At 74.2% G+C, this 16721-nt stretch carries 15 protein-coding genes; 9 read left to right on the forward strand and 6 right to left on the reverse strand.

The window, feature by feature from the left end; all coding sequences use genetic code 11:
• Window positions 1-97 precede the first annotated feature (97 nt).
• Both ACSUPR_RS13515 and thiD read left to right on the forward strand, forming a co-directional pair.
• Window positions 98-1351 carry a flavin monoamine oxidase family protein gene (locus ACSUPR_RS13515; protein WP_436891637.1) on the forward strand — a complete coding sequence of 418 codons (1254 nt, stop codon included), beginning with the start codon at window positions 98-100 and terminating at the stop codon, window positions 1349-1351.
• A gap of 170 nt (window positions 1352-1521) precedes the next feature.
• Window positions 1522-2319, forward strand: coding sequence for a bifunctional hydroxymethylpyrimidine kinase/phosphomethylpyrimidine kinase (thiD, locus tag ACSUPR_RS13520; RefSeq protein WP_436891638.1), 798 nt, complete (start codon window positions 1522-1524; stop codon window positions 2317-2319).
• Between the two features lie 34 nt (window positions 2320-2353).
• Here the strand turns inward: thiD and ACSUPR_RS13525 are convergent, their stop codons facing one another.
• Complete coding sequence (locus tag ACSUPR_RS13525) at window positions 2354-4570, reverse strand: alpha-galactosidase (protein ID WP_436891639.1); 2217 nt, start codon at window positions 4568-4570, stop codon at window positions 2354-2356.
• 195 nt (window positions 4571-4765) lie between these two features.
• On the opposite strand from ACSUPR_RS13525, the gene ACSUPR_RS13530 reads away from it, so the two are divergent.
• The 3 genes from ACSUPR_RS13530 (at window position 4766) to galK (ending at window position 7876) form a co-directional block, all read left to right on the forward strand.
• The gene (locus ACSUPR_RS13530) at window positions 4766-5584 is read left to right on the forward strand and encodes a DeoR/GlpR family DNA-binding transcription regulator (RefSeq protein WP_436891640.1); all 819 of its coding nucleotides are present in this window, start codon (window positions 4766-4768) and stop codon (window positions 5582-5584) included.
• Entirely contained in the window at window positions 5581-6672 is a 1092-nt protein-coding gene (galT, locus tag ACSUPR_RS13535) for a galactose-1-phosphate uridylyltransferase (protein ID WP_436891641.1), read from the forward strand. Before ACSUPR_RS13530 ends, galT begins: the two co-directional genes overlap by 4 nt.
• Before the next feature lie 76 nt (window positions 6673-6748).
• Window positions 6749-7876 carry a galactokinase gene (gene galK, locus ACSUPR_RS13540; protein WP_436891642.1) on the forward strand — a complete coding sequence of 376 codons (1128 nt, stop codon included), beginning with the start codon at window positions 6749-6751 and terminating at the stop codon, window positions 7874-7876.
• Here the strand turns inward: galK and ACSUPR_RS13545 are convergent.
• Window positions 7873-8583: a protein kinase domain-containing protein gene (locus tag ACSUPR_RS13545; RefSeq protein ID WP_436891643.1), complete on the reverse strand. Its 711-nt coding sequence runs from the start codon at window positions 8581-8583 to the stop codon at window positions 7873-7875. The genes galK and ACSUPR_RS13545 overlap by 4 nt on opposite strands.
• Window positions 8584-8719: 136 nt before the next feature.
• Here ACSUPR_RS13545 and ACSUPR_RS13550 point away from each other — a divergent pair, with 136 nt between their 5' ends.
• Window positions 8720-9634 (forward strand): Gfo/Idh/MocA family protein, encoded by a 915-nt coding sequence (locus ACSUPR_RS13550; protein WP_436891644.1) that lies wholly within the window; start codon window positions 8720-8722, stop codon window positions 9632-9634.
• A gap of 30 nt (window positions 9635-9664) precedes the next feature.
• Here the strand turns inward: ACSUPR_RS13550 and ACSUPR_RS13555 are convergent, their stop codons facing one another.
• Window positions 9665-9931: a GlsB/YeaQ/YmgE family stress response membrane protein gene (locus tag ACSUPR_RS13555; RefSeq protein ID WP_436891645.1), complete on the reverse strand. Its 267-nt coding sequence runs from the start codon at window positions 9929-9931 to the stop codon at window positions 9665-9667.
• 254 nt (window positions 9932-10185) lie between these two features.
• Between ACSUPR_RS13555 and ACSUPR_RS13560 the strand changes: the two genes are divergently transcribed.
• Window positions 10186-10581: a helix-turn-helix domain-containing protein gene (locus tag ACSUPR_RS13560; RefSeq protein WP_436891646.1), complete on the forward strand. Its 396-nt coding sequence runs from the start codon at window positions 10186-10188 to the stop codon at window positions 10579-10581.
• A gap of 48 nt (window positions 10582-10629) precedes the next feature.
• Here the strand turns inward: ACSUPR_RS13560 and ACSUPR_RS13565 are convergent, their stop codons facing one another.
• The 3 genes from ACSUPR_RS13565 to ACSUPR_RS13575 all read right to left on the reverse strand — a co-directional run bounded on the left by ACSUPR_RS13565 (window position 10630) and on the right by ACSUPR_RS13575 (window position 12690).
• The gene (locus ACSUPR_RS13565) at window positions 10630-11235 is read right to left on the reverse strand and encodes an ATP-dependent Clp protease proteolytic subunit (protein ID WP_436891647.1); all 606 of its coding nucleotides are present in this window, start codon (window positions 11233-11235) and stop codon (window positions 10630-10632) included.
• Window positions 11232-11894, reverse strand: a complete 663-nt coding sequence (locus tag ACSUPR_RS13570; RefSeq protein WP_436892004.1) for a ClpP family protease — start codon at window positions 11892-11894, stop codon at window positions 11232-11234. Before ACSUPR_RS13570 ends, ACSUPR_RS13565 begins: the two co-directional genes overlap by 4 nt.
• A 232-nt stretch (window positions 11895-12126) precedes the next feature.
• Window positions 12127-12690 carry a MarR family transcriptional regulator gene (locus ACSUPR_RS13575; RefSeq protein WP_436891648.1) on the reverse strand — a complete coding sequence of 188 codons (564 nt, stop codon included), beginning with the start codon at window positions 12688-12690 and terminating at the stop codon, window positions 12127-12129.
• A gap of 253 nt (window positions 12691-12943) precedes the next feature.
• Between ACSUPR_RS13575 and ACSUPR_RS13580 the strand changes: the two genes are divergently transcribed.
• Together ACSUPR_RS13580 and ACSUPR_RS13585 are read left to right on the forward strand one after the other, a co-directional pair.
• Window positions 12944-15892 (forward strand): Na+/H+ antiporter subunit A, encoded by a 2949-nt coding sequence (locus tag ACSUPR_RS13580; protein ID WP_436892005.1) that lies wholly within the window; start codon window positions 12944-12946, stop codon window positions 15890-15892.
• Window positions 15889-16719 carry a Na(+)/H(+) antiporter subunit C gene (locus ACSUPR_RS13585; RefSeq protein ID WP_436891649.1) on the forward strand — a complete coding sequence of 277 codons (831 nt, stop codon included), beginning with the start codon at window positions 15889-15891 and terminating at the stop codon, window positions 16717-16719. The genes ACSUPR_RS13580 and ACSUPR_RS13585 overlap by 4 nt, the downstream gene beginning before the upstream one ends.
• Window positions 16720-16721: the final 2 nt, after the last annotated feature.

Genomic DNA, 16721 nt, shown 5'->3' on the forward strand with positions numbered 1-16721 from the left:
GGCGGCCTGCGTGCTCCGTGCCCGAGTCTGGCGCATGGAGGTGACGGACCCCGTACCCCGGTGTGGCCGTGCGCGCCGCGCGTGCTCTCATACCCGTATGCCCTCCGCTCCCCGCCCCTCCCGCTGGAGCCGCCGCTCCTTCCTGGCGCTGGGCGGCGGCGCCCTGCTGGCCGCCACCGCGTCCTCCGCCGCCCCGCCGCCGGAATGGGACGTCGCGGTGGTCGGCGCGGGGCCGGCCGGGCTGGCCGCCGCACGCGGGCTGCACGACCGCGGCCTGCGGGTGGTGGTGCTGGAGGCCCGTGACCGGGTGGGCGGCCAGGTGTTCACCGACCGGTCCCTGGGCCCGGTGCCGGTGGAGCTGGGCGCCGGGCTGATCCACGGTGCGGACGCCTCCACCTGGGAGCTGGTGGCCGAGACCGGGGCGCGGACCGCGCGGATGCGCTCGGACCGGTCGGAGTCGCCGCCCCTGGACCTGTCCCGCGCCCCGCGGGGCGACGAGGACGCCGCCGCCTACCTGCGCAGGCTGGGGGTGCCCGAGTCGCACTGGCCCCCGCTGGAGGTCGACGGGGAGCCCCTGGAGCGGTGGAGTGCGCGGTGGGTCCACGACACCGGGGTGTTCGACTGGTGGAGCGCGCCCCGGGAGGACTTCCGGGTGCCGGACGGGTACGACCGGCTGCTGGCACCGCTGTCGGCGGGCCCGGTGGTCGCGCTGCGCAGCCCGGTCCGCCTGGTGCGGCGCGGACCGGCCGGGGTGGAGGTCGGGGTGGCCGGGCGGGGGCGCCCGGTGCGGGCCCGCCGGTGTGTGCTGGCGCTGCCCCTCGGGGTGCTGCGGTCGGGATCGGTGCGGTTCGAACCCGGGCTGCCCGCCGGGCACCGGGACGCGGTGGCGGCGCTGGAGGCCACCGACGCCGTCAAACTGGTGTACCTGTTCGACCGGCCGGTGCTGCCCGCCGACCGGGACGCCCTGGACGGGGACGGCGCGGTGGTCTGGAGCGTGTCGCGCGCACCGGAGGCGGTCTCGGTGTGGGCGGCCGGGGAGCGGGCGCGCGACCTGCTGTCCCGGGACCCGGACGAGCGGTTCGCGGAGGGGTTGCGGGTGCTCGCGGGGGCGGTGGGCGGCCCGGTCCCCGCGCCGGTGGGGCGGATCACCCACGACTGGGCTGCGGACGGGTACAGCCGGGGCGCGTACCTGCACGTCCCGCCGGGGGCGCACGACGCACCCGCGGCGCTGGCCGCACCGGTGGGGCGGACCCTGTTCTTCGCCGGTGAGGCGGTCACGGGGGAGAACACCGTGGACGGTGCCTACGACAGCGGGTACGCGGTCGCCTACGACCTGTCGGCGGATCTCTGAGCGCACACCCGGGCGACGCCGGGCGGCACAGGGGTTCCGGGACGGCCTGTGGACAACACCCCCCTACCTGCGCTTTGTGGTGGAATTGTCAGGGGCCGTGGAACCGTCTCGCCTTCTCCATGGGGTTCCCGGCACCGACCAGAGCACAACGAACACGAGGGGGTTGCCCGATGACCGATCGCGCGTACGTGATCGCGGGCTCGGAGGCCACGGGGGGCGCCGGGATCCAGGCCGACCTGAAGGCGTTCCAGGAGCTGGGCGTCTACGGGATGGGGACGATCACCTGCATCGTCTCCTTCGACCCGAAGAACGGGTGGGGGCACCGGTTCGTGCCGGTCGACCCGCAGGTCATCGCCGACCAGATCGAGGCGGCCACGGCCTGCCACGACCTGGACGTGGTGAAGATCGGGATGCTCGGCACCCCCGACACCATCGACGTGGTCGCCGAGGGGCTGCGCGCCCGGGACTGGCGCCACGTGGTGCTTGACCCGGTGCTGATCTGCAAGGGCCAGGAGCCGGGTGCGGCGCTGGACACCGACAAGGCGCTCACGGAGAAGATCCTGCCGCTGGCGACGGTGATCACACCCAACCACTTCGAGGCGATGACGCTGGCGGGCATGGAGTCCATCGACACCGTCGACGACCTCGTCGAGGCGGCCCGGCGCATCCACGACCTGGGGCCCACGCACGTGGTCGCCAAGGGCGGGGTGGAGCTGCCCGGCCCGGACGCCGTGGACGTGCACTTCGACGGCGAGGAGGTGACCGTGCTACGCGCTCCCAAGATCGGCGAGGAGCGGGTGAGCGGCGCGGGCTGCACCTTCGCGGCCGCGATCACGGCGGAGCTGGCCAGGGAGGCCGGGGTGGGCGAGGCCGTGGCCACCGCCAAGGAGATGGTCCGCCGGGGCATCGAGGAGCGGCTGACCACGCACGCCCCCTTCGCCTCGGTCACCACCCGCTCCCCACGCTGACCCCCGCCCGGCCCGGCCCGAGCGGGGACCGGCCTCACCTTCCCGGCACGTCGCCGGAGGTGAGGTGCAGCAGGAGCACCTGACCGGGGCCGAGGTTGGGCAGCAGCACGCCGGAGCACTCCAGGGCCCGCCCGGTGGTGACCGCCTCGCCGCGGTCGAACCAGTCCGGCACGGCGCGCTGCACGGTGAGGGGCCGTCCGGCCTCCGTCCGCAGGCGCAGGCGGTAGCGGAGTTCCGGGCGCAGCCCCGGCAGGCGGACCCGGCCCGGGTGGGTGCGGACCGAGGAGGTGAGGCGGGCGTAGCGGTACACGGCCTCCGTGCCGTCGCGGGCGACGACGCCGTCGAGCTGCTCGGCGGGGTCGGGGTCGTCGGCGCGGACGAGGTCACCGGAGTGCAGCAGCGGCCGCAGCTCCCGGTACAGGGCGGTCCAGCGGGCCAGCACGGCCAGCTCCTCCTCGGTGCAGCCGGTGATGTCCCACTCGATTCCGGGATGGCCGATGAGCGCGGTCAGACAGCGCGTCGCCAGGTCGGTGGCGCGGCCTGTGGTGTGCGCCACCGGCCCGCCCACATGCCCGCCGACCAGCTCCGGCGGGAGCAGCAGCCCGGTCCAGCGCTGGATCGCCAGCCGCTCCAGCGGGTCGTTGACGTCGGAGGCCCACACCCGGTCGGTGCGCTCCAGCACGCCCAGGTCCACCCGGCCCCCGCCGGAGGAGCACGACTCGATCTCCAGCCCGGGGTGCCCGGCCCGCAACCGGTCCAGCAGCGCGTACACGGCGGCGGTCTGGCGGTGCACGCCCGCGCCGCCGGTCGGCCCGTGGACGGCCTCCAGCAGGTCGCGGTTGTGGTCCCACTTGAGGTGGTCGGGCCGGTACTCCGAGACCAGGGCGTCCAGGTGTTCCAGCAGGTGGGCGGCGACCTCGGGGCGGCCCAGGTCCAGGACGTACTGGTCGCGGCCGGTGGGCGGGCGGTGGTCCGCGGGGCCCAGGATCCAGTCCGGGTGCGCCCGGAAGAGGTCGGAGTCGGGGTTGACCATCTCCGGTTCCACCCACAGCCCCACCTGCATGCCCAGTGCGCGCACATGGTCGAACAGCGGGTGCAGCCCCTCCGGCCACACCTGTGGGTCCACGGTCCAGTCGCCCAGGCCCGCGGTGTCGTCGCGGCGGCCGCGGAACCAGCCGTCGTCGAGCACGAAGCGCTCCACGCCGATCCGGGCCGCGGTGTCGGCGAGCCGCGTGAGCGTGTCGGGGTCGTGGTCGAAGTAGACCGCCTCCCAGGTGTTGAGCACCAGGGGGCGCGGCGCCGCCGGGTGGTGGGGGCGGGCGCGCAGCCACCGGTGGACGCGCGCCGACATCCCGTCCATCCCCTGGTCCGACCAGGAGAAGCAGACCCACGGGGTGGCGTACGACTCCCCGGGGGCCAGCCGCACCTCGCCGGGGTGGAGGAGCTCGCCGCCGCCGAGCACGGCGTCGGCCTGCCCGGCCCCCTCGGGCAGGCGTTCCGCCAGGTGGACGTGGTCACCGCTCCAGGCCACGTGCACGCCCCACACCTCACCCCGGCGGAAGCCGAAGCCGGGGGTCCCGGCGACCAGGAACAGCGGGGCGTCGTGGCCGGTGCGTCCGCGGCGGGAGGCCCGCAGTAGGGTTCCCTGGGCGAAGTCCCGGCGCTGGGGCGAGCGCTCGCGGCACCACCGGCCGGTGGTGTCGAGGACCTCCCCGGCCTCCCGGGGCACCGGCAGGAGCACGTGGAGGGCGGCCGGGGTCCACACGTCGGCGCCCGTGTTGGTCGCCTCCAGGCGGGTCCGGAGCAGGCCGTCGGCCTCCATCCGCAGTTCGCCGCGCAGCTCCAGGCCCGCGGCCGGCGCCTGCGCGGTGAAGACCAGCACCCCGCCGACGCCGGCCGGGGCGTCCGGCAGCGGGTCCACGACGACTTCGCGGACCAGCCAGCGGGGGTGGGTGGCCCGGCCCTCGCGGTGGCCGGACAGGCCGGGATGCCCCGACCACCCCTCACCCTGGCCGGGGAGCAGGGAGAGCGGGAAGGCGGTGTCGACGGTGTTGTGCGGGACCGCGGGGGCGGACACCGCGGCCAGCCCCTCGGGATCGGGCAGGTCGGCGCCCCAGTGCAGGACGTACGGCGGACCGGCGGCGGGCACCCCCACGACCAGCGCGGTCCCGGCCGCGGCCAGACGGACGGTCGGAACGTCGGGGGCGATGGGGTCCGCGGGAGCGATCGGGGCTCCCGGCTGCTGCGGCACGGGCGGGTCCTTCGGGTCTCGGGGGGCGACCTCCACATGCTCGGTTCCGGACTCCGCCCCTGTCAACACATTCGAACTCGTTCCAACAAACAACTGCGACGAGAAGCGTTCGCTTCGCCGAAGTTGACACCGGGATATCCCGTGGTCCACTGTTTCCAACAGGAAGCAACATTTTCCATCAACCCGGGGGAAGCGATGCTGGCCGCCCAACGGCAGGAGCTGATCCTCGACCGGATCCGGCGCACCGGCGCGGTCCGGGTCGCGGACCTGGTCGAGAGCCTCGAGGTGTCGGACATGACCGTCCGCCGCGACCTCGACACCCTGGAGGCACGGGGCGCCCTGCGCAAGGTGCACGGCGGGGCCGTCGCCCGGGCCCGCACCGAGGAGCCCGGCTTCGCCGTCAAGGCCGCCCTCCAGGAGGACGAGAAGCACGCCATCGCCCGCGCCGTAGCCGGGCTCGTCCCCCCGCACGGCGCCGTCGGGCTGTCCGGCGGCACCACCACCGCACTGGTCGCCGAACACCTGGTGGACACCCCCGGGCTGACCGTCGTCACCAACTCCCTGCCGGTGGCCGAGGTGTTCCACCGGGCCGCGCGCCCGGACCGGACGGTCGCCCTCACCGGCGGTTTCCGCACCCCCTCGGACGCGCTGGTGGGCCCGCTCGCGCTCTCCTCCATCCGGGGGCTGAACCTCGACCTCCTCGTCCTGGGGGTGCACGGCATGCAGGAGCGCGCCGGGTTCACCACCCCCAACCTCCTGGAGGCCGAGACCGACCGGGCCCTGGTGGAGGCCGCCGGGACCCTGGTGGTGGCCGCCGACCACAGCAAGTGGGGGACCGTGGGCATCAGCACCATCGTCCCCCTGGACCGCTGCGACGTGCTCGTCACCGACGACGGGCTGGACCCGGAGGCCCGCTCGGTGCTCGGCGGGCACGTGGGCCGCCTCGTCCTCGCCGAGGTCCGCCCCGGGGAACGGGAGTCGCAGGTCACGGGCGAGAGGGAGGGCCGGGCGTGAGCCGGACCGCCGCGGACGGGGTCCGCACCACCCGGGCCCGGCTGGCCGACGGGCGCGAGATCGTCTACTTCGACGAGGGCGGTGCCCCGCCCCGCGGCCCCGCCCCCGACCGGCGCGGCCTTCCGCCCTTCTCCGCCGCCTCGGAGCTGCGCTTCGACCCGCTGCTGCGGGAATGGGTGGTCATCGCCTCCCACCGGCAGACGCGCACCCACATGCCCGCCGCCGACGCCTGCCCGCTGTGCCCGTCCACGGCCGACCGGGCCACCGAGGTCCCCGCCGGCGACTACGACGTGGTGGTGTTCGAGAACCGCTTCCCGTCCCTGTCCTCCGGCGGTCCCGGTGAGGGGGAGGGGCCCCGGCGGCCGGGCACCGGGCGCTGCGAGGTGGTGGTGTTCGGCCCCGACCACGGCGCCTCCTTCGCCGACCTCACCCCGCGGAGGGTGCGCACCGTCGTGGAGGCGTGGACGCAGCGCACCCAGGAGCTGTCCGCCCTGCCGGGCACCGAGCAGGTGTACTGCTTCGAGAACCGGGGGGCGGAGATCGGGGTCACCCTCCCCCACCCGCACGGGCAGATCTACGCGCTCCCGTTCGTGGCCCCGCGCACGCAGCGGATCCTGGACTCGGCGCGGGCGCACCGCGAGAGCACCGGCGGCGACCTGTTCGCCGACGTCCTGCGCGCCGAGCAGGAGGCCGGGCTGCGCGTGGTCGCCCGCAGCGAGCACTGGACGGCGTTCGTCCCGGCGGCCGCACGCTGGCCCGTGGAGGTGCACCTGTACCCGCACCGCGCGGTACCGGACCTGCCCGCCCTCACCGACGCCGAACGCGACGACTTCGGGCCGCTGTACCTGGACGTGCTGCGCCGCCTGGACGCCCTGTTCGGCATGCCGCTGCCCTACATCGCCGCCTGGCACCAGGCCCCCGTGCGCACCGGCCGCGACCTGTCCCGGCTGCGGCTGGAGGTGTTCTCCGTGCGCCGCGCACCCGACAGGCTCAAGTACCTGGCGGGGACCGAGTCCGGCATGGGCGTGTTCATCAACGACGTCCCGCCCGAGACCACCGCCCGCCGCCTCAGGGAGGCCGCCCCGTGAAACCGCCCGCCACCGCAGGCGCCGGGCGCCCGGGGAACGCGGGGCCCGCCCCGGCCCGCCGCTGCCGGGAGGGGGCGTGACCGCCGCGGCGCGGGGGTTCCGCGCCGTGTTCGGATACGACCCGGCCGGGGTGTGGCGGGCGCCCGGACGGATCAACGTCATCGGCGAGCACACCGACTACAACGACGGGTTCGTGCTGCCCGTCGCCATCCCCCAAGCGGTGACCGTCGCGGCCGCGCCCCGCTCCGACGGGCGGTTGCGGTTCCGGTCCGCGCAGGCCGCCGAGGGCTTCGAGGCGGACGCCCTGCCCGGCCCCGGGACGGTGTCCGGCTGGGCCGCGTACCCGGCGGGCGCCCTGTGGGCGCTGGCCGACGCCGGGCTCGCCGCGGGCGGCCTGGACCTGTACGCGGACGGGACGGTCCCCGCCGGCGCGGGCCTGTCCTCCTCCGCGGCCCTGGTGTGCGCGACCCTGCTCGCCGCCTCCGGAGACGCCCCGCCCGCCCCGGAGGAGACGGCCCGGCTGGCCCGGCGGGCCGAGAACGACTTCGTCGGCATGCCCTGCGGGATCATGGACCAGTCGGCGTCGATGCTGTCCCGCGAGGGCCACGCCCTGTTCCTGGACACCCGCACCCTGGTCGCCGAGCACGTGCCCTTCGACCCGGCCGCACGGGGGCTCGTCCTGCTGGTGGTGGACACCCGGGCCCCGCACCGGCTGGTGGACGGCGCCTACGCCGACCGCCGCCGCACCTGCGAGGCGGCCGCCCGGCTGCTGGGGGTGTCCGCGCTGCGCGACGTCACCGACCTGCCCGCCGCGCTGGCCGCCCTGCCCGACGACCGCACCCGGCGCCGGGTGCGCCATGTGGTGACCGAGAACGCCCGGGTGCTGGAGGCCGTGGCGCTGCTGCGGGCGGGCGCGGTGGCCGGACTCGGGCCGCTGCTCACGGCTTCGCACGCGTCGCTGCGCGACGACTACGAGGTGAGCGTCCCGGAGGTCGACACGGCCGTGGACGCCGCCTTGGCCGCGGGGGCGCTGGGCGCGCGCATCACCGGCGGCGGGTTCGGCGGCTGCGTGATCGCGCTGGTCGACGCCGGCCGCGCCGACGCCGTCGCCGACTCCGTCCGCCGCGCCTACGAGGAGCGCGGCTTCGCCGAGCCCGCGTTCTTCGCCGCGCTCCCCTCCCCCGGCGCCCGCCGCCTCGCCTAGGGCGTGTCCGGTGGATGCTCTCGTGTGGTCCGGCGCCCGCAGGACCAGCGGCAGCAGCCCGTGCGGACCACCAGGCCTCCCTCGGCGAACGCGTCGGCCTCGGGCGTCCCGACCGCCCCGGCCAAGCGCTCGGGCGCGATCCACCCGGGACTGCCGAACACCCCCGGCTCCGGGGACGGGTCGGCGGCGAGGCGGGCGATGCCGAAGTCGAGCAGCCGCGGCCCCTCCGGGGACAGGATGACGTTGGCGGGTTCGACGTCCCGGTGGGTGATCCCGGCGGCGTGGACGGCGGCCAGTGCCTCGGCGGTGCCGGCGGCGAACGCCGTCAGCCGCCCCCCGGTCAGCGGTCCGGGTTCGGACAGGTGCTCGGCGAGGGTGCGCCCGGTGACGAACTCGGTGGCCGTCCACGGCCGCTCGGCCCCGGGATCGGCCCCCAGGAAGCGGGGGGCGCACTCGGCGGACACCCGCGCCGGCACCGCGGCCTCCCGGGCGAACTGCTCCCGGTGGACGGGATCGGCGGCGTGGCGGTCGCGCACCACCTTCAGCGCGACGTGCTCCCCTCCCCGGCCGAGCGCGCCGTGGACGGTGCCCGCACCGCCCTCGCCGAGCAGGCCGACCAGGTGGAACGGACTCACGACCAGGGGGTCTCCTGCGCGCAGGGGGCGAAAACCGGTGGGCAGGGGAAGGGGCCGGGGGGTGGGGTCCATCCGCGCTTCCTCCGGAGGTGGAGGGGTGTCAGGCCCCCGATTATCCGGGGCGGCCGGAGGGCACCCTGCCGCTCCTCCATGGGAGCGCTTCCAGGAAGAATGGGCGGACAGCCACGAAACAGACGAAGGAGCGCACATGGGTCTGAGGTTCGGTCTGCTGGGGACCGGCTACTGGGCGGCCGAGACGCAGGGGGCCGCGCTGGCCGCCCACCCGGACGCGGAGCTGGTGGGGGTGTGGGGCCGCGCCCCGGAGAAGGCCGAGGCGCTCGCCGCCCGGTACGGCGCGCGGGCCTACGCCGACGTCGACGATCTCCTGGCGGACGTGGACGCGGTCGCCGTCGCGCTGCCGCCGGACGTGCAGGCGGACCTGGCGCTGCGGGCGGCCCGCGCGGGCAGGCACCTGCTGCTGGACAAGCCGCTGGCACTGTCCACCGCCGCCGCGGACGCGGTCGTCGCCGAGGTCGGGGCGCGCGGGCTGGCGTCGATGGTCTTCTTCACCAACCGCTTCTCCGACGGGATCGACGCCTTCGTGCGCGAGTCCGCCGACCGGGGCGGCTGGCACGGGGTGCGGGCGACCCTGTTCGCTTCGATCTTCCGGCCGGGGAACCCGTACGGGGCCTCGCCCTGGCGCAAGGAGAAGGGCGGCCTGTGGGACGTGGGCCCGCACGTGCTCTCGGTGGTGCTGCCGGTGCTGGGGCCCGTGGAGGCGGTCGCGGCGATGGCCGGTCCCGGCGACACCGTCCACCTGCTCACCCGGCACCGGGGCGGCGCGGTCGGCACGTTCTCGGTCACCCTCGACGCCCCGGAGAAGGCGCAGGGCTTCGAGGTGGTCCTGTTCGGCGAGGCGGGCCGGGTCGCGGTGCCGGACGGCGACAGGTCCGCGGTGGAGGCCTTCGGAGTGGCGGTCGACCGGCTGATCGCCCAGGTGGAGGGCGCCCCCGGCGACCCCCTGGACGTCCGGTTCGGACGCGAGGTGGTCGCGGTCCTGGCCGCCGCCGAGACCGCCCTGCGCGAGGGCCGGACGGTGGACGTGGAAGAGGCCGCCGGGTAGCCCGGCGGCCTCTGCGGTGGGGTCGCCCCTTTAGGGGGTGGCCCCTCGGGCGTTCTTGGCGTACATACCGTCGGCCAGGTAGATGATCCCGGCTGCGACCAGGACCTGGACGATCAGGACGATGAGCCACATGCTCGTGAAGAAGCTGGCGATCCAGCCGCCGAGGAAGGCGGCCACGATACCCAGGATCAGGGTCAGCCAGATGGGCAGGTGCTGCTTGCCCGGGACGACGAGCCTGCCGAGGGCTCCGATGATCAGACCGACGATGATCGCGCTGATGATTCCGGTGATCTCCACAAGTCCCTCCCTTGGGTCGGACGCTCCTCACCTTTCCCTCTCTCTGAGCGACAAACCTGTCACAGGATCCAAGGAAAGAACCTTTTGGTCCTGTTTGGCGGTAATTCTCCTCCTCCGTGGCGGAAACGGGGTCGGCTCCCGGCCCCGTTCTGCCGTCCGCAGAAGCCTGCCGACGCCCCTCCCCGGCCCGGGGGGCCGGGCGTAGGCTTCGGGGAGGACCAGTGCGCATCCCGAGCACGAGACCGGAGGCCCCGATGACCGATGTCCTGCGCTCCCTGGAAGAGGCCCGCAGGGGCACCGACCGGGCACCCGAGCCCGAGCCGCTCATGCGCGACCTCATCGGCGGGCTGCTGCGCCGGACCCGCGTCGGGCAGGGACGCACCCTGCGCGAGGTGGCCGAGGACGCGCAGGTCTCGCTCCCCTACCTGTCCGAGATCGAACGCGGCCGCAAGGAGGCCTCCTCGGAGGTCCTGGCCGCGGTCTACCGCTCCCTGGGGCTGAGCCTCACGGACGTGCTGGCCGAGCTCCACCGGGAGACGGTCATGGCGACACCGAGGCCGCTCGGCGGCCGGACCGGCTCCTACGCCCCGGCCGTCGCCCCCCGGGCGGCCGCCCGCGTCTCCGTGCTGTCGGTGTCACTGGCGGCCTGACCCCGCGACGCCCCGGTCGGGACCGCGTGCGGCCCCGACCGGGGACGCTCACGCCGGCACCGCCTCCCGGGTGCTGATGACGTCGTCCACCAGGCCGTACTCCTTCGCCTGCCGGGCGGTGAAGATCTTGTCCCGGTCCGTGTCGGCCCGCAGCCGCTCCACCGTCTGCCCGGTGTGCCGGGACAGGATCTCCTCCACCTGGGAGCGGACCCGCAGGATCTCCGCCGCCTGGATCTCCAGGTCGGCGGCCACCCCCTGGCCCTCCCCCGAGGGCTGGTGCAGCAGCACCCGCGCGTGCTCCAGTGCCCGGCGCTTGCCGGGCGCGCCCGCGGCGAGCAGCACCGCGGCAGCGGAGGCGGCCTGCCCCATGCACACCGTGGCGACGTCCGCGCGGATGAACCGCATGGTGTCGTAGATGGCGGTGAGCGCGGTGTTGGAGCCGCCCGGCGAGTTGATGTACAGCTGGATGTCGGTGTCCGCGGACTCGTGGTCCAGATGCAGCATCTGCGCCATCACGACGTTGGCGACGTCGTCGTCGACGGGCGTGCCCAGGAAGATGATCCGTTCCGACAGCAGCCGGCTGAACACGTCGAAGGACCGCTCGCCCCGCGGCGTGCGCTCGACGACCATGGGGACCGTGTAGCGCCCGCTCATCGCGCACCCTCCGTCTCGCGCCGGACGAACCCGGGCGAGCCCGCGCCCAACCGGATGCCGGTGCCGTTGATCTCCGACAGCGACGTGACCACGTGGTCGACGAACCCGTACTCCTTGGCCTCCTCCGCGGTGAACCAGGCGTCCCGGTGCTGGTCGCGGGCGATGGTCTCCTCGCTCTGCCCGGTGTGCCGCGCGATGAGCCGGATCATCGTCTGCTTGGTGTGCGCCAGGTTCTCGGCCTGGATGGCGATGTCGGCGGCGGTGCCGCCGAGTCCGCCGGAGGGCTGGTGCATCATGATGCGGGCGTGCGGCAGGCTGTACCGCTTGCCGGCGGTCCCGGTGCAGGCCAGGAACTGGCCCATGCTCGCCGCGAACCCCATGACCAGGGTGGACACGTCGTTGGGGACGAAGTTCATGGTGTCGTAGATGGCCAGTCCGGCGGAGACGACGCCGCCGGGGCTGTTGATGGCCAGGGTGATGTCCTTGTGCGGGTCCTCGTCGGCGAGCAGCAGGATCTGCGCGCAGACCCGGTTGGCGCTGTGCTCGTCGACCTGGGTGCCGAGCAGCACGATGCGGCTGCGCAGCAGGCGGGCGGACAGCTGGTCGTCGAACGCGCCGCCCTCGGCCTCGTGCGAGGCCATGGCCCTGGTTCGGGTCATCGGCATGGGGTGGCCCCTTCTTCCCGGCCGCTGGTGCGGATCCCTCGCCCGCACCGGCCGTGTCTCCACCCTGGGCGGCGGCCCGCCGCGGACGCCACTGTTTCGGCCTGCGGCAGATCTGCCCTGGGCAGACCGGAAAGAGCGGAGGCCGAGCCGCAAAGGTCCGGGATAAGGAAAGGGGGAAAGGAAACCGAAGTACTGTCCGGATCCCTCCGGACCGTCCGGCCGCCCCTCAGGCGTCGTCCACCGCGTCGCGCAGGTCGCGCATCAGTTCCAGCACGACGGGGCGCAGGGAGGGGCGGATCGCCTCGAACACGCGCCGCTGCTTGACCTCCATGCTGCGGCGGCGGTGGGCGAGTACTTTCTCACCCTCCTCCGTGATGGCCACCACCGTGCTCCGTTCGTCCCGCTCCGACCGACGGCGCGCCATCATGCCCTTGCGCTCGAGCTGTTGGATCATGCGAGTGGCGGAGGGGGAGGACACCCCCACCACCTGGGCCACCGCGCCCACGCTGGGGTTGTCCAGGCCGCGGACGGCCTCCATGAGCAGGGCCTGGGTGAGGGTGAGGTCCTCGGCGCCGCGGTGCCCGTGACCACTGCGGGAGCGGGCGTGGATCGCCGCGTTGATCAGCTCGGTCCAGGCCCGCTGGAACTCCTCGAGCCCGACCTCGCGCTCGGGCCCGACACCGTCCCCGGACCCCGGAACGCCTCCGGGCCCGGGGGCGTGCCCGGACTCGACTCCGCGGTCGGCGGCGCGGACTCGCTCGGCGCTGGACTCGGGGGTCTCGTCGGACACGGAACGTTCCTCGCAGGCTGGACGGGCGCCGCGGGACCGGCAGGGGGCCGCGCGGCGGTTTGACGTTTGTGTAGTCTAGCCATTAAATAGCCTATGCACACAAGTTACGTACATCCTTGCCCCCTCACACCGTAAGCGACACCCCGTCCACGCATCCGGTTGTGGGCGTATCGGTCTGCTGCTGGGGGCGGCGGACGTCCGCCCCAATCGACGGGCGGGCCCGGGACCATCCGGGAGGGGCGCATTGACAACAGTGCTGATCGCGCATTTCATCGCGGCGGCGATCGCGCCCTTACTGGTCCGCCTGTGGGGCCGTAACGCGTTCCTCGCCCTGGCCGTCGTGCCGGGCGCCTCCACCGTCTGGGCCCTCTTCCAGCTCCCCGCCATCCTCGACGGCGGCGCGCTCTCCGGATCCGTGGCCTGGGCGCCCGCGTTCTCCCTGCGCCTGGGCCTGCACATGGACGCCCTCGGCCTGGTGATGACCCTCATCGCCGCCGGTGTGGGCACCCTGATCCTGGTCTACTGCGCGCGCTACTTCGATGAATCCGAGCCCGGGCTGGGCCGGTTCGCGGGCGTGTTCGTCGCCTTCGCCGGGGCCATGCTCGGCCTCGTCCTGGCCGACGACCTCATCCAGCTGTTCGTGTACTGGGAGCTGACCACGGTCTTCTCCTACCTGCTCATCGGGCACAGCACGGAGCTGAAGGAGAGTCGCCGCTCGGCCATGACGGCCCTGACCGTCACCACCTTCGGCGGGCTCACCATGCTCGTCGGCATGATCGTCCTCGGCGAGGCCGCCGGGACCTACGTCATCTCCGAGATCGTCGCGGCCCCGCCGGACGGCGTCTCCGTCCAGGTGGCCCTGGGACTGGTCATGGTCGGCGCGATGTCCAAGTCCGCGCTGTTCCCCTTCAGCCTGTGGCTCCCCGCCGCCATGCGCGCGCCCACTCCGGTCTCCGGCTACCTGCACGCGGCCGCGATGGTCAAGGCGGGCGTCTACCTGGTCGCCCGTCTCACCCCGGCGTTCCCCGACTCGGCCGTGTGGACCTCGATGGCCCTCGGCTTCGGCGTGCTCACCATGCTCCTCGGCGGCTGGAAGGCGCTGCGCCAGTACGACCTCAAGCTGGTCCTGGCCTACGGCACCATCAGCCAGCTCGGCTTCCTCATCGCCCTGCTGGGCACCGGGACGCGGGCCGCGGCCCTGGCCGGCATCGCCATGCTCATCGGGCACTCGCTCTTCAAGGCCCCGCTGTTCCTGGTGGTCGGCATCATCGACCACGGCACCGGCACCCGCGACCTGCGCGAGCTCTCGGGGCTGCGCAGGTCCATGCCCGGCACCTTCTGGACCGCGGTCCTGGCCCTGGCCTCCATGGCCGGGCTGACTCCCATGCTGGGCTTCGCCGCCAAGGAGCTGGCCCTGGGCGCGTACACCCACGGTGCCGCCGTCGACACGGCCGTGCTCGTCGGCATCGTGGCCGGCTCCACGCTCACCGTCGCCTACAGCCTGCGCTTCCTGTGGGGCGCCTTCTTCGACAAGCCGGACGTGCCACCCACCCCGGTGCACGGCCCCGGCCCGCTGTTCCTCGCCCCGGCCGCGCTCATGGCGGGGCTGAGCCTGGTCGGCGGCCCGCTGTCGCACGAGATCGACCCGCTCCTGGCCCGGTACGCCGACACCGTCCCGCTCGCGCCCGGCGCCTACGAGACGCACCTGGCCCTGTGGCACGGCTTCGAGCTCCCGCTGCTGCTGTCCGCGGCCTGCGTCGTCGGCGGCCTTGTGCTGTTCTACTTCCGCAGCGCGGTCGTCTGGATCGGCACCCGCACCTCGGTGGTCGACCCGGACCGCGTCTACCGGCGCATGCTCGCCGGACTGGAGAACCTGGCGCTGCAGGTCACCGGGCGCACCCAGCGCGGTTCGCTGCCGGTCTACCTCGGCACCATCCTGGTCAGCCTGGTCGTCGCGGCCGGGTACTGGATCATCTCCGAGCCCATCTGGGAGGGCGACTACCCGCCGGTCCGCCTCTGGGACACCCCGGTCGAGGTCATCCCGGCCCTGATCATCGCGGCCACCGCCCTGCTGGCCCTGTTCGTGCGGCGCCGGCTGTTCGCGGTGATCCTGGTGGGCACCGGCGGCTACGGTGTGGCCTCCATCTTCTACCTGCTCGGCGCCCCCGACATCGCCCTCACCCAGTTCCTGGTCGAGACCGTCAGCCTGGTGATCTTCGTCCTGGTGCTGCGGCGCTTCCCCAGCCACTTCTCGGCCCCCGCGCTGCGCGGCCGCCGGGTGTGGAACCTGGCCATCGGCCTGTCCACCGGCGCCCTGGTCTCCGCCATGACCTGGTTCGCCCTGGCGGGCCGCCAGGAGCCGTCGATCTCCGAGCACTACCCGGAGGCGGCGAAGGAGGCGGGCGGGTACAACATCATCTCCGTGCTGCTGGTGGACGTCCGGGCCTGGGACACCATGGGGGAGGTCTCGGTGCTGGTCGCCGCGGCGGCGGGTGTGGCCAGCCTGATGTTCGTGCGGCGCACCCAGCCGCGCAAGGCCCCCGGCGGCGTGATGGCGGTGTCGGTCACCTCGGCCGGGCAGCCGACCGACGGACAGGCCCGGATCGACCTGGGCGGGCTGCGGATGGCCCCGGCGAACCTGCACGTCAAGCCCCAGTGGAACCACACCTGGCTCCCGGGCGCGGACGCGCTGCCCACCGAGCGCCGGTCGGTCATCTTCGAGGTCGTCTCGCGCTTCCTGTTCCCCGTGGTCATGGTGATCTCCGTGTACCTGCTGCTGACCGGCCACGGCGCGATCGGCGGCGGTTTCGCCGGCGGCATCGTCGCGGGTCTGGCGTTCATCGTCCGCTACCTGGCGGGCGGCCGCTTCGAGCTGTACAACACCGCGTGGGTGCAGCCCGGCGTGCTGATCGGCGCGGGCCTGGCGATCTCCACCGGCGTCGCGCTGGGCGGGGCGATCTTCGGCGACGAGGTCCTCGCCGGGGGCGACTTCCACCTGAACCTGTGGATCCTGGGCGAACCGCACATCACGGTGTCCCTCTTCTTCGACATCGGGGTGTACCTGCTGGTCATCGGTCTGATCCTCGACATCCTGCGCAGTCTCGGCGCCCGCATCGACGAGCAGATCGAGCGGGACGCCGCCCGGGCGCGGGCGACCGCCGGCCCCGGCACGCCCGAGCCCGCCGAGGAGGTCACCTCGTGAGCGATTCACCCAGTCTCACCCTCGTCCTGCTGATCGGGGTGCTCGTCGCGGTCGGGGTGGTGCTCCTGCTGGAGCGCAGCCTCAGCCGGGTGCTGCTCGGCTTCATCGTGCTGAGCAACGGCGTCAACCTGATGATCCTGGCCATGGCCGGGACCATGGGCGGGCCCCCTGTGCTGTGGTTCAGCGAACCGCAGGACATGACCGACCCGCTGCCGCAGGCGATGATCCTGACGGCCATCGTCATCACCCTCGGCGTGACGGCGTTCCTGCTCGCCATGGCCTACCGGAGCTGGCAGCTGGAGGGCAACGACGAGGTCCAGGACGACGCCGAGGACCTCCGGATCGTCCAGGGCGAGGGCCGCCGCGCGCTGCGCCGCCGCTTCGTCCGCGAGCGCCGCCGTCTCAAGGCGGACATCCGGCGCCAGCGGGCGGAGCTCCAAGCGACCATCGCCGCGGCCGACGCCCAGGAGCTGGCCGAGCAGGCCCGCATCAAGGCGGAGATCGCCCGCGCCCAGGCCGAACTGGCCCGCTACGAGGTCGAGGTCGAGGAGAGCGGACTCGACGAGCAGTCCCAGGAGACCATGCGCCGCCTGAGCGACCGGGCGGAGACCATGACCGCCCAGGTGCAGGAACTGCGCGGGCGCATCCGCCTGGGGCGGCGGCGGCTGCGCGAGCACCGCCGCGCCGACCGGGCCGCGGAGCGCGAGCTCTGGCGCGAGCTGCGCCGCCGTGTGCGGGCCCAGCGGCGCCAGACCCGCCAGAGCATGCGGGCCGAGCGCGAACGGCTCGCCCGCGCCGAGGACAGCGACCTGCAGGGGAGCGACTGAGC

This window comes from Nocardiopsis dassonvillei (genome assembly GCF_964273065.1).
Taxonomy (GTDB): domain Bacteria; phylum Actinomycetota; class Actinomycetes; order Streptosporangiales; family Streptosporangiaceae; genus Nocardiopsis; species Nocardiopsis dassonvillei_B.

What these genes read in the sequence shown, in the direction of transcription:
- ACSUPR_RS13565 (WP_436891647.1), bottom strand. Translation starts at nt 11,235, where the DNA reads ATGAGCGGGCGCTACACGGTCCCCATGGTCGTCGAGCGCACGCCGCGG.
- thiD (WP_436891638.1), top strand. Translation starts at nt 1,522, where the DNA reads ATGACCGATCGCGCGTACGTGATCGCGGGCTCGGAGGCCACGGGGGGC.
- ACSUPR_RS13570 (WP_436892004.1), bottom strand. Translation starts at nt 11,894, where the DNA reads ATGACCCGAACCAGGGCCATGGCCTCGCACGAGGCCGAGGGCGGCGCG.
- ACSUPR_RS13550 (WP_436891644.1), top strand. Translation starts at nt 8,720, where the DNA reads ATGGGTCTGAGGTTCGGTCTGCTGGGGACCGGCTACTGGGCGGCCGAG.
- ACSUPR_RS13545 (WP_436891643.1), bottom strand. Translation starts at nt 8,583, where the DNA reads ATGGACCCCACCCCCCGGCCCCTTCCCCTGCCCACCGGTTTTCGCCCC.
- ACSUPR_RS13515 (WP_436891637.1), top strand. Translation starts at nt 98, where the DNA reads ATGCCCTCCGCTCCCCGCCCCTCCCGCTGGAGCCGCCGCTCCTTCCTG.
- ACSUPR_RS13530 (WP_436891640.1), top strand. Translation starts at nt 4,766, where the DNA reads ATGCTGGCCGCCCAACGGCAGGAGCTGATCCTCGACCGGATCCGGCGC.
- ACSUPR_RS13560 (WP_436891646.1), top strand. Translation starts at nt 10,186, where the DNA reads ATGACCGATGTCCTGCGCTCCCTGGAAGAGGCCCGCAGGGGCACCGAC.